The sequence below is a fragment of the Vibrio sp. B181a genome (genome assembly GCF_030248375.1).
GTDB lineage: Bacteria > Pseudomonadota > Gammaproteobacteria > Enterobacterales > Vibrionaceae > Vibrio > Vibrio campbellii.
On record NZ_JAHGAD010000013.1, the window covers coordinates 21,747 to 38,107 of the forward strand.

The window sequence follows — 16,361 nt, forward strand, 5'->3', positions numbered from 1 at the left end:
CGAGCGAAGTGAATTAATTCTGCGACGCAAATTTCATAAATAAATACTGTTACACAGCGAGTATCACAAAAACTGTTACCTCGACTCAAAAGAAAACGGGGGATAATCCCCCGCTCTCATTTATTGCTATTGCTCTGCTATTACTTGCTCTGACATTGGTGAAGATTGCTGCTTAGAGAGCACCAAATAAATGGCAAACTGCGCCACTATTGCCACCAGCACAATCAAAGGAGAAGCCATTACCCCTGCAACAAGGAAGCTTGTCAGGGCGATAGCACCGTTGAGTACCGCATAAGGCAACTGGGTTCTAAAGTGCTCATACTGCTCACAACCTGCACCAGTCGAAGACAAGATGGTGGTTTCCGAAATTGGCGAACAATGATCACCAAATAAGCCGCCAGATAGCACCGCACCAATACACACCAACAATGGCGCATCAATCGCGACAGCGGTTGGAATGACCAATGGCATCATGATGGCAAAAGTACCCCATGACGACCCTGTAGCAAAAGAGATAATACCCGCCAATAGAAAAGCCACGGCAGGCAATAACCAGTAAGGGAAGCCAGCTTGTGCTTGCTCTGCAATGTAAGCCGCAGCGCCAAGCTCTTTACCGACAGAACTCAGTGACCACGCCAACACCAAGATCACCGCAACGGACATCATGTTCGACATCCCTTTCAGGTAAACCTGAATGCCATCAGAGAGCTTTCTCACGCCATAAAACGCCATCAAACTAATTAGGGTAATTGCAGCAAAGAAATACGCCGACGACAATGCAGCACGGAAGGTGGAGCCTGCCACTTTCTGAAATGGAAAACCGTGAGGAACCAATATTGAACAAAGCACAACTAGCATGACAAGCAGCGGTGCCCAGACAAAACTTGTTTTTGCATTTTTATGCTCAAAAACATTCAACGAATCTTGCACCTTTCCAAAATCAGAACCCTGCTCTGCAAGCTGTTCGGCTTTCGCCATTGGTCCAAAATCCAGTTTGAAGAAAGAGACAATCGGCACAATCGCGATCGCTAAAAAGGCATAAAACTGATAAGGAATCGCACCAATAAAGGCATCCCAATCACTGATCCCCACATCCAGGGCTGCGAACTCTTTCTGAATCAATCCCATAATGTAAACACCCCAACCGATGAAAGGAATTAGGATAGCGACAGGTGAAGAAGTGGAATCGATGATAAAGGCAAGCTTCTGGCGAGAGACTTTCAGTTTATCAAAAAGAGGACGAAAGACAGGGCCAACAATTAACGGCGTACCAAGGTCTGAAAAGAAAATAACAACGCCGCCGAACCAAGCAGAGAGCTGCGCTTGGCATTTACTGGCAACCCACTGTGTGACCTTTTTAGCGAACGCCACGCCACCGCCAGATTTCTCCATCAAGGAAACAAAGCCACCAATGAAAACCAAAAGAAGGATGACGCCCGCGTTGTAACTGTCAGTCAGTTGCGGCAACAGGTAACTTTTCATCAGTGCGCTAAACGAATCGAGCGGACCTTTGTCAACGAATGTGCCTTCTAACATAGCCACACCGCTAACAACGCCGGCAAAAAGACCGACGACAACGTTTCTTGTGGTTAGCGCAAGGACTAACGTAATAATAATGGGGATAAGGGAGGTAACTTCTGCCTGTTCCATAGCAATACCAACTTTAATATTTAAACACTAAAAATGAATATACATTCAACCATCTCGCATGTATATATCTGCTAATAAAAAAGTTGAGATCTGCGTTCACACTTTTCAGGCATAAAAAAACCAGCCCGAAGGCTGGCTTTACTATTTTAATCTTTACGTCAAATACGAAAGCTAATTCCCAAAATAGTTGGAGTTGCAACTAGGCGACAAGCCATTTCAGCCCTATGAGCATAGGTTTACTATGTGATTAGGGTGAAATGGAGAAGTCAACAACGTTGCTACTTCAAATATGAAGGGAATATTATTCCCATTCGATTGTCGCTGGTGGCTTACCAGAGATGTCGTAAACTACGCGAGAAATACCGTCAACTTCGTTGATAATGCGGTTAGAAACCTTACCTAGGAAGTCATATGGTAGGTGTGCCCAATGCGCAGTCATAAAGTCGATAGTTTCTACCGCACGTAGAGAAACAACCCAATCGTACTTACGACCATCGCCCATTACACCTACAGAGCGAACTGGTAGGAATACCGTGAACGCTTGAGATACTTTGTTGTATAGGTCTGCAGCGTGTAGTTCTTCAATGAAGATAGCGTCTGCACGGCGTAGCAAGTCACAGTACTCTTTCTTGATTTCACCAAGAACACGAACACCTAGACCAGGCCCCGGGAATGGGTGGCGGTAAAGCATGTTGTACGGAAGACCAAGCTCTAGACCGATCTTACGAACTTCATCTTTGAACAGCTCACGTAGTGGCTCAACAAGACCCATTTCCATGTCATCTGGAAGACCGCCCACGTTGTGGTGTGATTTGATCACGTGCGCTTTACCAGTCTTAGATGCAGCAGATTCGATAACGTCTGGGTAAATCGTACCTTGAGCTAGCCATTTCGCGTTTTTCAGCTTCTTAGACTCTTCATCAAATACGTCTACGAATACGTGACCGATTGTCTTACGCTTCTCTTCTGGATCCGACTTGCCTTCAAGTGCTTTTAGGAAGCGATCTTCAGCATCAACTTTGATGATGTTCAGACCAAACTGGTCGCCAAACATATCCATTACTTGTTGACCTTCGTTTAGACGAAGAAGACCGTTATCTACGAACACACACGTTAGCTTGTCGCCGATTGCACGGTGAACCAGCATCGCTACTACCGATGAATCAACACCACCAGATAGACCTAGGATAACTTCGTCGTCACCCACTTGCTCTTTAATACGAGCAACCGCGTCTTCGATGATAGATTCAGAAGTCCATAGACGCTCACAGCCACATACGCCAAGAACGAAGTTCTCTAGCATTTGTAGGCCGCCTTTCGTGTGCGTTACTTCTGGGTGGAACTGAACGCCGTAGTACTTCTTCTCTTCGTTCGCCATCGCAGCGTACGGACATGTGTCTGTCTCACCAACTTTCACGAAGTCAGCAGGAATTTCTACTACTTTGTCACCGTGACTCATCCACACATCTTGAGTTAGCTCAAGATCTTTAAACAGTGCAGATTCACCAGAAACTTTAACTTGTGCGTAGCCGAATTCACGTTCAGTAGAACCCGCTACTTTACCACCTAGCTGCTCAGCCATAGTTTGCATGCCGTAACATACACCTAGTACTGGCACACCAGAGTCAAATACGTATTGAGGAGCGCGTGGAGAGTTATCTTCCGTTACGCTTTCTGGACCACCAGATAGGATGATACCGTCTGGATTGAATTCACGAATATCCGCTTCTTCAACGTCCCAGCTCCACAGTTCACAGTAAACACCGATTTCACGTACACGGCGCGCTACTAGCTGAGTGTACTGAGAACCGAAGTCCAAGATCAGAATACGTTGGTCATGAATATTTTTAGTCATTTTGAGCAGTCTTATAAGCTAGGTTATTAAAACGGAGGCGAGTGTACTCGCCTCTTATTAATGCTTCAAGGAAAAAAGCAAACGTTTACGTCGGGTATATAGGTTTTATTTTTACAACAGTAAAAAATTAACCGCGACGGTAGTTTGGCGCTTCCTTAGTGATTTGAACGTCGTGTACGTGTGATTCAGCCATGCCCGCACCTGAGATACGAACAAATTCAGCTTTAGTACGCATATCTTCAATCGTTGCAGAGCCAGTAAGACCCATGCTTGAACGTAGACCACCCATTTGTTGGTGTACGATTTCTTTTAGACGACCTTTGTATGCGATACGACCTTCGATACCTTCAGGTACTAGCTTGTCTGCTGCATTGTCAGACTGGAAGTAACGGTCAGATGAACCTTGAGACATCGCGCCAAGAGAGCCCATGCCACGGTAAGACTTGTAAGAACGACCGTTGTAAAGAATCACTTCACCCGGTGCTTCTTCTGTACCTGCGAACATTGAACCAACCATCACACAAGATGCGCCAGCCACGATTGCTTTACAGATGTCACCAGAGAAACGGATACCGCCGTCAGCGATAACTGGAATGCCGAATGAATTCGCCACTTCCGCTGCGTCTGCGATTGCTGTTACTTGAGGAACACCAACGCCCGTTACGATACGAGTAGTACAGATTGAACCAGGGCCGATACCCACTTTCACTGCACTAACACCCGCTTCGATAAGTGCTTTAGCACCAGCACCTGTCGCAACGTTACCGCCGATGATGTCTAGATCTGGGTAAGCAGCGCGAGTTTCGCGGATACGGTTTAGTACACCTTCAGAGTGACCGTGTGAAGAGTCGATAAGTAGAACGTCAACGCCCGCTTCAACTAGAGCAGCAACACGCTCTTCGTTACCAGCACCTGCACCAACGGCTGCGCCAACACGAAGACGACCGCGCTCATCTTTACATGCGTTTGGTTTACGCTCTGCTTTGTGGAAGTCTTTCGCAGTGATCATACCGGTTAGTTGGAACTCATCGTTCACAACCAATACTTTCTCAACGCGTGCTTCGTGCATCTTCTCTTGCACTTCTTCACGTGTTGCACCTTCTTTTACTGCTGCAAGGTTTTCTTTTGCTGTCATTACTGAAGACACTTTCTTAGAAAGGTCAGTAACAAAGCGCACATCACGACCAGTGATAATGCCTACAAGCTCGTTGTTCTCTGTGATTACAGGGAAACCAGCGAAGCCGTGTTTGTCAGTCAGTGCAACCACGTCAGCGATTGTCGCTTCAGGGTTTACTGTTACTGGGTCAGAAACAACGCCAGCTTCAAACTTCTTAACTTTACGAACTTCAGCAGCTTGCTGCTCAATAGACATGTTTTTGTGGATAAAGCCAATGCCACCCTCTTGCGCTAGCGCGATAGCTAGACGAGCTTCAGTAACAGTGTCCATAGACGCTGAAATCATTGGGATGTTTAGGGTGATGTTCTTGGTCAACTGAGTGCGAAGATCAGCTGTGTTTGGGAGAACAGTGGAGTGAGCTGGCACGAGTAGTACGTCATCGAATGTCAGCGCTTCTTTGGCAATTCTTAGCATTTGCAATATCTCACAATTAGAGGAGTAGAAAGAACAATCCAATCTCATCGTTTCGCATAATGAGGGTAACCAATTTTAGGTTGTTGGCTACATTTGGATTAGATATTGCGGAGGGATTATACGGTTAACGCAATCGCTTGACCACAAATTTTTTAATTTTTTTCTTGCAATTACCCCCTTGCTATGTATTATATTGCCGCTAATTTCCATACTCACGTCTACGGAATTAGCTGTGCTCTCCCAGACCAATCAAAACATCTTCACGGTTTCTCGTCTCAATGCCGAAGTGCGTCTGCTGCTCGAAAACGAAATGGGGATCGTCTGGCTTGTCGGAGAGATATCCAACTTCTCAGCTCCCGTCTCTGGTCACTGGTACCTCACTCTTAAAGATTCTCGCGCTCAAGTAAAATGTGCCATGTTCCGTGGTAACAATCGTCGCGTCACTTTCAAACCTGCTAACGGCAATCAAGTTCTAGTTAAAGCACGCCTGTCTTTGTACGAGCCGCGTGGTGACTACCAATTGATTATTGAAAGCATGCAGCCAGAAGGCGATGGTCGTCTGCAGCAAGAGTTCGAAGCACTTAAGATGAAACTGGCAGCAGAAGGTTTGTTTGCTCAAACTAATAAGCAGCCTTTACCTGAGCACCCAAAACGCGTTGGTGTGATCACCTCAAAAACCGGTGCCGCACTGTACGATATCCTAGATGTATTGAAACGCCGAGATCCTTCTCTACCCGTGGTGGTTTACCCAACCATGGTGCAAGGTGAAGAAGCAGCCATTCAAATTGCGCAGGCAATCGGCCGTGCAAACAGTCGTGATGAATGTGATGTATTGATTGTTGGTCGTGGTGGCGGTTCGTTAGAGGACCTTTGGTGCTTTAACAACGAAATCCTTGCTCGCACTATTGCTGCAAGCCAAATTCCGATCATCAGTGCAGTTGGTCATGAAGTTGACGTGACAATTGCTGACTTTGTTGCGGACATGCGAGCGCCGACGCCATCAGCGGCGGCTGAATTGGTAAGCCGCGATAACAGCCACAAAGATCAAGCTTTGGTGACTCGCCAACATAAGCTAGCCAGTGCAATGCGTTACTACCTAGCGCAACAAAAACAGCAATCGGCTCAACTGATGCACCGTTTAGAGCGCCAGCATCCAAGCTATCAATTGCAGCGCCAGACACAACAACTTGATGAGTTGGAGATGCGCCTGCAACGCGCGATGCAACGATTCATCACGACACGCCAACAAGCGGTGGAACGCAAACATCATCGCCTACAACTGAACTCACCAGTAAAGCGCTTGGCTGAGCAGAAGTCGAAGCTTGACCGAGTTGAGCAAAAATTGCTGGATGCGATGGACCGTAAGTTACTGACCATGCGCCATCAACTGGCAATTGCAGCGGAGAAGTTAGATACGGTAAGCCCACTGGCAACGCTAAAACGTGGTTACTCGATTACTCAAACTGAGCAAGGTCAGGTTGTTACCCAGGCGAAAGATGTAAAAACGGGCGACGTATTGGTCACCCGCTTATCTGATGGTGAGCTTCGCTCTACCGTTAACTGATTTTTTGAAACTCAAATCGAACTCGTGATTTCGATTTGAGTTCATTACAACTGTTGCAAAAGTAGTTTGCCGCGCCGCAAGCCTGTAGTTTGTCCAACTCAGCATCACAATCTGGACAAAATCCCACTTTCTTATAATCCGACTCACATTTATTGCAATGGTATTGCCCTGTCCATTCCAATTCGATGTCGCATGTTGGGCAAATATTCGGTTGCATGACTACCCCTAAAAACTTCAATTTACTGACTTACAGTCTAATCATAAGCCAGCTTAGTGCCTTGATCTTAATCACGCTCGTTTGGCGCGTTTGTTCTGATACATAGCAACATCGGCTTGTTGAATAAGCTGCTGTAATACTGCTCGCTCACTGGCAGTACTGCAAGCAGCACCAATACTGGCTTTTACTTTATACTCTTCAAGTTGACACACTTGGTTAAGCTCATCTTCTAAGCGATCGACAAAAGATTGATAAGTATGCTGGTTTGGGAAACAGCAGAAACCAACAAACTCATCGCCACCATACCGCCCTATTACGGAACATGAGCGAAACGCCTGCTTCAAGTGCTCAGCCACTAGCACCAAGACTTGGTCACCAGTCTCATGACCAAAGCGATCATTGATGTACTTAAACTCATCAATATCAACAAAGAAACATCCAACTACAGCATTGCGACCACATTTACCGTTAATTTTTCGGTCAACTTCCGTCAACAACGCTCGTCGATTGAAACAGTGTGTGAGTGGATCTCGACTGGCATGAAAATGCAGTTGCTCTTCTAAACGATACTTCTCTAATGCTACCGCATACAAAGCAGCCAACATTTCGAGCACTTCGAGCTCATAGGGATGCGGCTCAGAAGGCGTATTGCTGTATACAGCGAATGTCCCCAACACATAGCCATCCGAAGCAATGATCGGAACAGACCAACAAGCCCGGAGTTGAGCCTGCTGAGTCAGTTCAAGGAAAGGTGCCCAGTTAACATGGTGATCGATATCGCTGACAACGACGGTTTGCTTCAAAAACGCGGCAGCGCCGCATGAACCGATTTGCGGCCCAATCGCAACCCCTTCAATCGCTTGATTGTAGAAATCAGGTAAATGCGGGGCAAATTCCAAATGCAATGTGTTGGTATCGGGGTGCAATCGTAAAATGGAAGCTTGCCTCTTCCCAAATAGGTGTTCACTTAACTTGATAACTTCATGATTGAGACTATCGCGTTCCATTCCCAGAGCAAGCTTACCTAAAAGACGATTGACTGCTCGGTGAGCATCTAACAGTCTATCTTTGTCCATTGTGGCGTATTCACATCGTTATTATGTTTGTTAGCCTGCAATATAATAAATCTATAAATATGGCACAGGTAACTAAATCACATTATGCGAACGCGACACTATAAAAGATCGTATGCTGATCTTCGGATATTTCCCTTTTGATCAGCGATCACCCCCTAAAAGAATATTTATATAACCACATACCGAAAGCATAAGTTACATATTCTGTCTTTCAATTTAAAACAGAACTAAAAGCTATAGGCTTAATTCAAAACCAAACAAAACAGGATTTAATAAAAAGATCAAAATCTGAATTTAGCGTATTACATCGGTGTGCATTTCAATTGTCTGTGGGTCTATTTCCACCAGTGTTACTTGGATAGAACCAAAGTCACTTAAATGGCTCGCATGCGTTCCCCCACAAGGGATGACCGCGATTTCACCTTCACCTAAATCACACTGCCAGTAACGTGAATCGGTAAGGTGCTCACCATGACAATCGATGGTGATCGCCATGTCTCTTTTTAGCCAATCTTCCAACAGAACATTCACCTGTTGTTCGATGCTTTTCAAGTCAGACAGCATATCTGCACTGTTTAGCCCTCTTTTACGAAGAGTTTTGCCTAAACGATAGGTATCCAGACATTTATCCGGGGTAACAAAGCTGGTCTCTTGGGCGTAGCTATTGAAATCGTAATTACCGTGTGGATCTTTGCGGTCAGCGTCTTTACGCCAATAGTTTTGCGCCAGCACCTTATTGAGCGCAAGGTATGCAATGTGCCCTGCGCTATGTCCACGGCTTAACGACAACTGGTACTCTTTGTCGACTTCCAATAATGCAGTATCACCAACCTTAATAGCATCAGTTCGTGACAATACGTGCACCACCACAAACGCCCATCCTTCCGTATCGCGTTTTACAGGAATTGCTGTACCGACATGCAATTCTCCACTTGCAAGCTCTACCGCTCCAACTTGGCAATCCGCTACTTCATAGCTTATGCCCTTGATAGTGAGCGTACCTTTGTCTGCTGGATGATCAGGCCAAATGTGGCTGACAGGATGGAAAGGTGTGATTTCTGTAAGTACATAAGTCACTTCTTCTGTAGAGTGAACAAGTTGCACTGGCGCTTCCAGTCGCCAAGTTTGATGACAGAAGCGCGTCTTGGTAGCTGTGATGGTCATGGTCTTCATACTTCTAATACATTGCTTAGAGCAAAATTCTGCTTATAAAAAAATACCCAAGTCGAAACTTGGGTATTCATAAAATCTTAGGCGATTACTTGTTGCGGTTCTTCACTGCAGACATCATACGCTTGCGCTTACGCTCTTGAGATAGCGTTAGCTTGTTTGTACGGTTCTCGTACGGGTTGTCGCTGTTCTGGAAGTTAATACGGATTGGTGTACCCATGATTTCCAGAGACTTACGGAAGTAGTTCATCAAGTAGCGCTTGTACGAATCTGGTAGATCGCGAACCATGTTACCGTGAACAACCACGATTGGTGGGTTGTAACCACCCGCGTGCGCATACTTCAGCTTAATACGGCGGCCACGAACCATTGGTGGTTGGTGATCGTCTGTTGCCATCTTCATGATACGAGTCAGAACAGAAGTACCAACACGTGTCGTTGCCGACTTGTACGCTTCTTGAATCGATTCGAACAAGTGACCAACACCTGTACCGTGAAGCGCAGAGATAAAGTGAATGCGAGCGAAATCAACGAAACCTAAACGACGGTCGAGTTCTTTCTTCACGTTCTCTTTCACTTCGTTATCTAGACCATCCCACTTGTTCACTGCTAGTACGATTGAACGACCAGCATTCAATGCGAAGCCAAGTAGACTCAGGTCTTGATCAGAAATGTTTTCACGTGCGTCGATAACCAATAGAACCACGTTTGCGTCTTCTACGGCTTTCAGTGTTTTAACAACAGAGAATTTCTCTACTGTTTCGTTGATACGACCACGGCGACGTACACCAGCAGTATCGATCAATACGTACTCACGACCATCACGTTCCATTGGAATGTAGATTGAGTCACGCGTAGTGCCCGGCATGTCGTATACCACAACACGCTCTTCACCAAGAATACGGTTTGTCAGTGTCGATTTACCAACGTTTGGACGACCAATGATCGCCAGTTTGATTGGCTGGTCTTGTAGACGTTTGAACTCTGCTTCTGCGTCTTCTTCGGTGTAATCTTCAACCGCTAGCTCTTCATCTTCGAACTCAGTCAGATCTTCAATCTCACCTTCTTCAGATTCACTTGCCAGCAGATCATCAAAGAATGGCGCTAATGCGCGTTCTAGCAATGCCGTCACACCACGACCGTGTGCTGCAGCAATTTGGTACATATCGTCAACACCAAGTTGCCAGAAGTCGGCACAAGCGGCGTCGGCATCAATACCATCGATCTTGTTTACTACCAGCATTGCTGGCTTTTCGATTTTGCGCAGATGCGCAGCAATCGCTTCATCCGATGGCGTTAAGCCAGCGCGACCATCAACAAGGAACAGTACTACGTCAGCTTCATCAATCGCAGCGAGCGATTGTTCTGCCATCTTCGTTTCTACGCCTTCTTCTGTGCCGTCAATACCGCCGGTATCAATAACGATAAATTCGTGTTCTTCACCAAGGCGAGCTTGGCCATATTTACGGTCTCGCGTTAGGCCAGGGAAGTCCGCAACCAACGCGTCACGTGTGCGTGTCAATCGGTTAAATAGTGTAGATTTACCTACGTTCGGACGCCCTACTAGAGCAACAACAGGTACCATAACAACCTCTACAATAATCTTTCTTCTGTAGTTATAGGTAACGACTTGCTTGATGCCAAATCAAACCAGCTTTTTACCTATAACCACGTCAGGAATAACGGTTAATAAATAATAATTTCAAACAACAAAACGGCTCCTAACTGTTACCAGCCAGGAGCCGAATGTGAATTATATCACGATATTATTCGTTAATGGTTAGTTTCTTTACATCGCCATTGCGAGTTGTAATCACGTAACCATCAGACAATAACGTCGGACCAACAGCAAAACCACTGTCATCGACATATTGTTGTGCAACGAATTCGCCCGTTGAGCGATCGATCCAGTGTAGGTAACCCAATGTATCACCCACCACTAGGTAGTTATCTACGATAACTGGAGCAGTAAGCTGACGGTATTCCAGCTTGCTGTTTTCCCAAAGCTCAGTACCGCTGCGAGCATCGACTGCCACTACATGATCTTTCTCAGTGATCACGAAAATACGGCTACCATCTGTCGCGATATCGTTCGCCGATGAGTAGTTGCGCTTCCAAATTGGGTTTGCGCTGCGCAAGTCGATAGCAATAAGCTGACCGTTATAGCCGATGGTGAAAAGAGTGCCACCTAGAACAACCGGTGAAGAATCTACGTCTACCAGACGATCGATTTCCGTTGCACCTTTTGGTGTACCTACTGGTTGTTGCCAAATAAGCTGACCACGTTCAACAATCGCTGCTGCCAGTCGGCCGTTTGCCGTACCCCAGAATACACCACCACCGATCGCCGTTGGCGTGCTATCGCCACGTAGCGTTAGGTTTGGTACTTCGGTACTCAGTGCCCAGCGTTGTTCACCCGTGCTTTCATCTAACGCAATCAACGTGCCACGGCTCGTGTTTACGATGATCATGCCCGAATCCGCAACCGGTCGAGCTAGAACTTCACCACCAACTTCGATACGCCAAATGATTTCACCAGTTTCTTGGCTAAGCGCAATAACTTCACCATTTTCAGAACCGATGTACAGGTTACCGTAAGCGGCAGTGATGCCACCAGAAAGACGCGCAATCACATCTTCTTCTAGGTCAATTTGCCATTTTTGCTTACCGTTTTCTGGATCCAGCGCTTTAACTAGACCATCACGGCTTGCAACAAACAAAGTGTCATTTGCCACAACAGGCGACAGTTTTGAGAAATAGTGCCCTACGCCATCACCAATCGACGTCGACCATTTCGCGCTTGGCGTAAACTCGCTGTCTACCTGAGGTAGTGGAGCCATGACAATGGTATCTTCCTCGCCAGCACAACCAGCTAGGATTCCCACTGTTAATGCCCCTAACAAGGCTTTCTTAAAGACTCTTTTCATCCAATGCGGTCCTTATTTCGCCAAGTCGTCCAATTTCATTTGTAGCGTTGGGCTAGCGTCTGCAGCTTGTTGAGCTTCAGTGTACGCTGCGTATGCTGCTTCTTTGTCACCTTGACGAAGAGCGATATCACCACGCAGCTCAGCAATACGACCAGTCCATGCTGCATCAGTCACTTTGCCTAACTCAGCGTTTGCTGCGTCAAAGTTACCCATTTCAGCTTCAATGCGCGCAATACGGTAGCTGATAAGTGGAGATAGCGCGGCATCTTTGGTGTTGCTTTGAGCCCATTTCAGTTGCTCAAGTGCAGCAGAAAGATCTTTCGCGTCCACTTGTACTTTCGCTAGCTGAAGTGCTGCGAGTACTGAGTACTCTTTGACTTCGTTTGAGTCGATGAACGCTTGAATGTCCGCTTGTGCGTCTGCACCTTTGGTTTGCAGAGCGTTCATTACTGTTGTGTAGCTTTGAGAAGCTGCTTCACTCGCCTGAATCACAGAATCCTGGTAGTAACGCCAGCCAAATAGACCACCTAAACCAACAACCGCACCGATGATGACGGCTTTGCCGTTTTCCTTCCACCAGTCTTTAATGGCTTCAACTTGTTGTTCTTCAGTATCGTAAAGTTCCACTTCCTGTCCTCTTAAAACATGTAAATGACAGCGAGGCTGCCATTGTTCCTATTTCGTCGAAAGGCTCCTATCTTGGGAGCCTTACTATTACGAATTAGGATTTAATCTTTAGCTTATTAAAAGACTTAAATCAGTGCTGCGATCTTCTCAGCAACTTCTGCTTGGTTGTAAGTCTCTTGCTCACCACCCACCAAGTCTTTTAGTACTACGGTGTTTTCTGCAACTTCATTTTCGCCCAGAACCAATGCTACTACAGCACCCACTTTATCTGCGCGCTTAAACTGTTTCTTGAAGTTACCACCACCGAAGTGGCTCATCACGCGAACGCCTGGGATTGCTTCACGAAGCTGTTCTGCTAGCTTCATACCCACCATCATTGTGCCTTCGCCTGCTGTCACAACGTAAACATCGACACTGCGACGAACGTCTGTTAGCTCTAGTGTTTCTAGCATCAGTACAAGACGCTCTAGACCCATAGCAAAGCCAACAGCTGGTGTTGCACTGCCGCCTAATTGCTCTACAAGACCATCGTAACGACCACCGCCACATACTGTGCCTTGAGCACCTAGGCTCTCAGTGATCCACTCAAATACCGTGCGGTTGTAGTAATCCAGACCACGAACTAGACGCTCGTTAACTGTGTATTCGATACCTGCAGCGTCTAAAAGTTCACATAGACCTGCGAAGTGTGCTTTAGATTCTTCACCTAAGTACTCAGAAAGACGAGGTGCATCACCTAAAATAGCCTGAACGTCAGGGTTCTTCGTATCCAGAACTCGCAGTGGGTTCGTGTGCATGCGACGCTTACAATCTTCGTCTAGCACATCAATATGTTGCTCAAGGAATGCAACCAATGCCGTGCGGTAGTCTGCGCGGTCTTCTTGAGAACCGATAGAGTTAAGCTCAAGACGAACATGTTCATTGATACCCAACTCACGCCATAGACGTGCTGTCATCATGATAAGCTCAGCATCAACATCTGGACCATTTAGACCGAACACCTCAACACCACACTGGTGGAATTGACGGTAACGACCTTTCTGCGGACGCTCGTGGCGGAACATAGGGCCCATGTACCATAGACGTTGCTCGTCACGGTTAATCAGGCTGTTTTGAATACATGCACGTACACAGCCCGCCGTACCTTCAGGGCGAAGTGTTAGGCTGTCTCCGTTGCGATCATCAAAGGTATACATTTCTTTTGAAACGACATCTGTCTCTTCACCAACCGCGCGGCTGAATAGGTTTGTTTCTTCAACGATTGGCATGCGCACTTCGTTGTAGCCGTATGCGCTCACAGTACTTTTTACTGCGTTTTCAAGTTTCTGCCACAGCGGAGACTGAGTTGGAAGGCAGTCGTTCATGCCTCGGATTGCTTGGATTTTCTTTGCCACAATTATTACCGTCGCTTAGTAACCCGAGCACACTTAGCGTGCTCAAGCTATGAGATTAATCTTCTTGTTTGATATCGATGCGGTTAGCTTGGTCTAATACAGACGCTTTCGCACGGATTTTCGCTTCTAGCTGGTTCACTAGATCATCGTTGTCGAAACGCTCTTTCTGACGTTTGCCGTCTTCGTAGAATGCGCTCTTCTTGTTGCTGCCAGCTAGACCTAGGTGTGAAACCTCAGCTTCACCAGGGCCGTTTACGACACAGCCGATGATAGACACATCCATAGGTGTGATGATGTCTTCTAGGCGCTCTTCCAGTGCGTTCACTGTATTAATCACGTCGAATTCCTGACGTGAACAGCTTGGACAAGCAATAAAGTTGATACCTCGTGAGCGAATACGCAGAGACTTAAGAATATCAAAGCCAACTTTGATCTCTTCTACCGGATCTGCCGCCAACGAGATACGCAGCGTATCACCGATGCCTTCAGCCAAAAGCATACCAAGACCAACCGATGATTTCACTGCACCAGCGCGAGCACCACCCGCCTCGGTGATACCAAGGTGCAAAGGTTGGTCAATCTGTTTGGCCAATAGACGGTATGAATCCACCGCTAGGAACACATCTGACGCTTTCACACTGACTTTGAACTGGTCAAAGTTAAGACGGTCTAGATGATCCACGTGACGCATCGCCGACTCTACCAATGCCTCTGGCGTTGGCTCACCGTATTTCATCTGCAGATCTTTTTCCAAAGAACCGCCGTTTACACCGATACGGATAGGGATGTTTTTGTCACGGGCACAATCAACAACAGAGCGAATACGCTCTTCGTTGCCGATGTTTCCTGGGTTGATACGCAAACAATCAACACCGTACTCGGCCACTTTCAGGGCAATACGGTAGTCAAAGTGAATGTCCGCAACTAACGGCACAGACACTTGCTGTTTGATGAGCTTAAAGGCTTCCGCAGCATCCATAGTAGGAACAGAAACACGTACAATGTCTGCACCCACTTTTTCTAATGCTCGGATTTGTGCGACTGTGGCTTCCACATCAGTCGTGCGAGTGTTTGTCATTGACTGTACTGCAATTGGTGCACCATCACCAATTGGCACATCACCCACATAAATACGCGTCGATTTACGACGAATAATTGGAGATTCGTGTTGCATAATATTTATAACGGTAAAGTGAATCTAGCTACTTTGCCTGAAGTATACCCAGAAAGGTCGACAGGTTCACTTGCAAATGTCATTGTGACGCCTTCAGGTGCGCCTAATATCACTTTAAACGGTGCTTTTCCGGCAAGTTCTACGTCTTGGCCCGGTTTACGAGTACCGCTTACTAACGTTTTGCCATTCGCGTCTTTGACTTGAATCCAGCAATCCGCTTTGAATTTCATAGTTAGCAGTGTCATGCCTTCTGGCACAACTGGGGCTGCTGGTTCTTCTGCCTCTTGCGCATCTTCAATCACCGCAACAGGTTCTTGAGTGGCTTCTTCTGTCACTTCTGCCGCTACTGCAGCAACGACTGGCTCAGTCACATCACCCGCCGCACTCATCGCCGTATCAGCTTCAGAAACCGCGGTTAGCGCAGCCGATACTGGCGCAATCTCAGCAGGAGTGCTGGCAATAAGCTCATCGGCACTCATTTGGTCGATGTCTGCATCATCAGCAACTTGCTCTGTTTCCGCAGTTTCTGCACTTAACTGCGCAAGGCTGTTTTCTTGTTGGTTCTGCCACCACCATGCCCCCGAAATACCGGTGATCACGATAGCAATCGCCCAAGTGAGTAACATGATGCGGCTGTTGTGTTTCTCGTGTTTGGTTTTACGAGAGAAACTCTGCATCTCTGTCTCTTGTGGCTTAACATGCACTTCAGATGTCTGCTCTAAAGCTGCCAAAACAATCTTTTCATCAAGGCCAACAAGCTTGGCATACGAACGCAAATAACCACGTGTAAACGTTGTTACCTGTTGCTCTTCAAATCGATTGTTTTCAATGTCTTCAATAACAGAAACGCGAAGTCTAAGGCGATCAGCAACGTGCTTCTGAGTCATGCCTAGAGATTCGCGTTTGTTTTTAAGTAACGTGCCCGCTTCCATCGAAAGTGGCACTTCATTCGTATTTTCGTGTTCTGTCATAATGGCGGTATTTAATCTGTTTGGTGGCTAACGCAGTTATTTATTTTCGTTTTTGTTCTAATTAAGCCTTACTTAAAGATAGCTAGCCTAAACGCGTTAACCAAAATAATCTTTTAGAAATTCTCAGTAGTCAGAGTAAGAATGC

Annotated in this window: 13 protein-coding genes; 1 reads left to right on the forward strand and 12 read right to left on the reverse strand. The window is 46.5% G+C overall.

Going from position 1 to position 16,361, the window contains the following annotated elements:
* Positions 1–126: 126 nt before the first annotated feature.
* From KIO97_RS06835 to guaB, 3 genes are all read right to left on the reverse strand, one after another.
* Entirely contained in the window at positions 127–1,650 is a 1,524-nt protein-coding gene (locus KIO97_RS06835) for a Na+/H+ antiporter NhaC family protein (protein ID WP_285381674.1), read from the reverse strand.
* A 301-nt stretch (positions 1,651–1,951) separates the two neighbouring features.
* Positions 1,952–3,505, reverse strand: coding sequence for a glutamine-hydrolyzing GMP synthase (gene guaA / locus KIO97_RS06840; protein ID WP_005424749.1), 1,554 nt, complete (start codon positions 3,503–3,505; stop codon positions 1,952–1,954).
* Between the two features lie 127 nt (positions 3,506–3,632).
* The gene (gene guaB, locus KIO97_RS06845; RefSeq protein WP_045383352.1) at positions 3,633–5,096 is read right to left on the reverse strand and encodes an IMP dehydrogenase; all 1,464 of its coding nucleotides are present in this window, start codon (positions 5,094–5,096) and stop codon (positions 3,633–3,635) included.
* A gap of 232 nt (positions 5,097–5,328) precedes the next feature.
* Here guaB and xseA point away from each other — a divergent pair, with 232 nt between their 5' ends.
* Complete coding sequence (gene xseA, locus KIO97_RS06850) at positions 5,329–6,660, forward strand: exodeoxyribonuclease VII large subunit (RefSeq protein WP_045397159.1); 1,332 nt, start codon at positions 5,329–5,331, stop codon at positions 6,658–6,660.
* On the opposite strand, the gene KIO97_RS06855 is transcribed toward xseA, so the two are convergent.
* From KIO97_RS06855 to rodZ, 9 genes are all read right to left on the reverse strand, one after another.
* Positions 6,653–6,877: a zinc ribbon domain-containing protein gene (locus KIO97_RS06855; protein ID WP_285381678.1), complete on the reverse strand. Its 225-nt coding sequence runs from the start codon at positions 6,875–6,877 to the stop codon at positions 6,653–6,655. The two genes, xseA and KIO97_RS06855, sit on opposite strands and share 8 nt — an antisense overlap.
* A gap of 71 nt (positions 6,878–6,948) precedes the next feature.
* Complete coding sequence (locus KIO97_RS06860) at positions 6,949–7,953, reverse strand: sensor domain-containing diguanylate cyclase (protein ID WP_285381680.1); 1,005 nt, start codon at positions 7,951–7,953, stop codon at positions 6,949–6,951.
* Positions 7,954–8,247: 294 nt separating this feature from the next.
* Complete coding sequence (locus tag KIO97_RS06865; protein WP_047482233.1) at positions 8,248–9,117, reverse strand: metal-dependent hydrolase; 870 nt, start codon at positions 9,115–9,117, stop codon at positions 8,248–8,250.
* Between the two features lie 94 nt (positions 9,118–9,211).
* Positions 9,212–10,708: a ribosome biogenesis GTPase Der gene (der, locus tag KIO97_RS06870; protein WP_038890727.1), complete on the reverse strand. Its 1,497-nt coding sequence runs from the start codon at positions 10,706–10,708 to the stop codon at positions 9,212–9,214.
* A gap of 181 nt (positions 10,709–10,889) precedes the next feature.
* Complete coding sequence (bamB, locus tag KIO97_RS06875) at positions 10,890–12,050, reverse strand: outer membrane protein assembly factor BamB (RefSeq protein ID WP_005424650.1); 1,161 nt, start codon at positions 12,048–12,050, stop codon at positions 10,890–10,892.
* A 12-nt stretch (positions 12,051–12,062) separates the two neighbouring features.
* Entirely contained in the window at positions 12,063–12,677 is a 615-nt protein-coding gene (locus KIO97_RS06880) for a YfgM family protein (protein WP_005424701.1), read from the reverse strand.
* A gap of 125 nt (positions 12,678–12,802) precedes the next feature.
* The gene (gene hisS, locus KIO97_RS06885) at positions 12,803–14,071 is read right to left on the reverse strand and encodes a histidine--tRNA ligase (RefSeq protein ID WP_005424690.1); all 1,269 of its coding nucleotides are present in this window, start codon (positions 14,069–14,071) and stop codon (positions 12,803–12,805) included.
* Between the two features lie 55 nt (positions 14,072–14,126).
* Entirely contained in the window at positions 14,127–15,245 is a 1,119-nt protein-coding gene (ispG, locus tag KIO97_RS06890; RefSeq protein WP_005424674.1) for a flavodoxin-dependent (E)-4-hydroxy-3-methylbut-2-enyl-diphosphate synthase, read from the reverse strand.
* A 5-nt stretch (positions 15,246–15,250) separates the two neighbouring features.
* The gene (gene rodZ, locus KIO97_RS06895) at positions 15,251–16,216 is read right to left on the reverse strand and encodes a cytoskeleton protein RodZ (RefSeq protein WP_285381685.1); all 966 of its coding nucleotides are present in this window, start codon (positions 16,214–16,216) and stop codon (positions 15,251–15,253) included.
* Between the last annotated feature and the right edge of the window lie 145 nt (positions 16,217–16,361).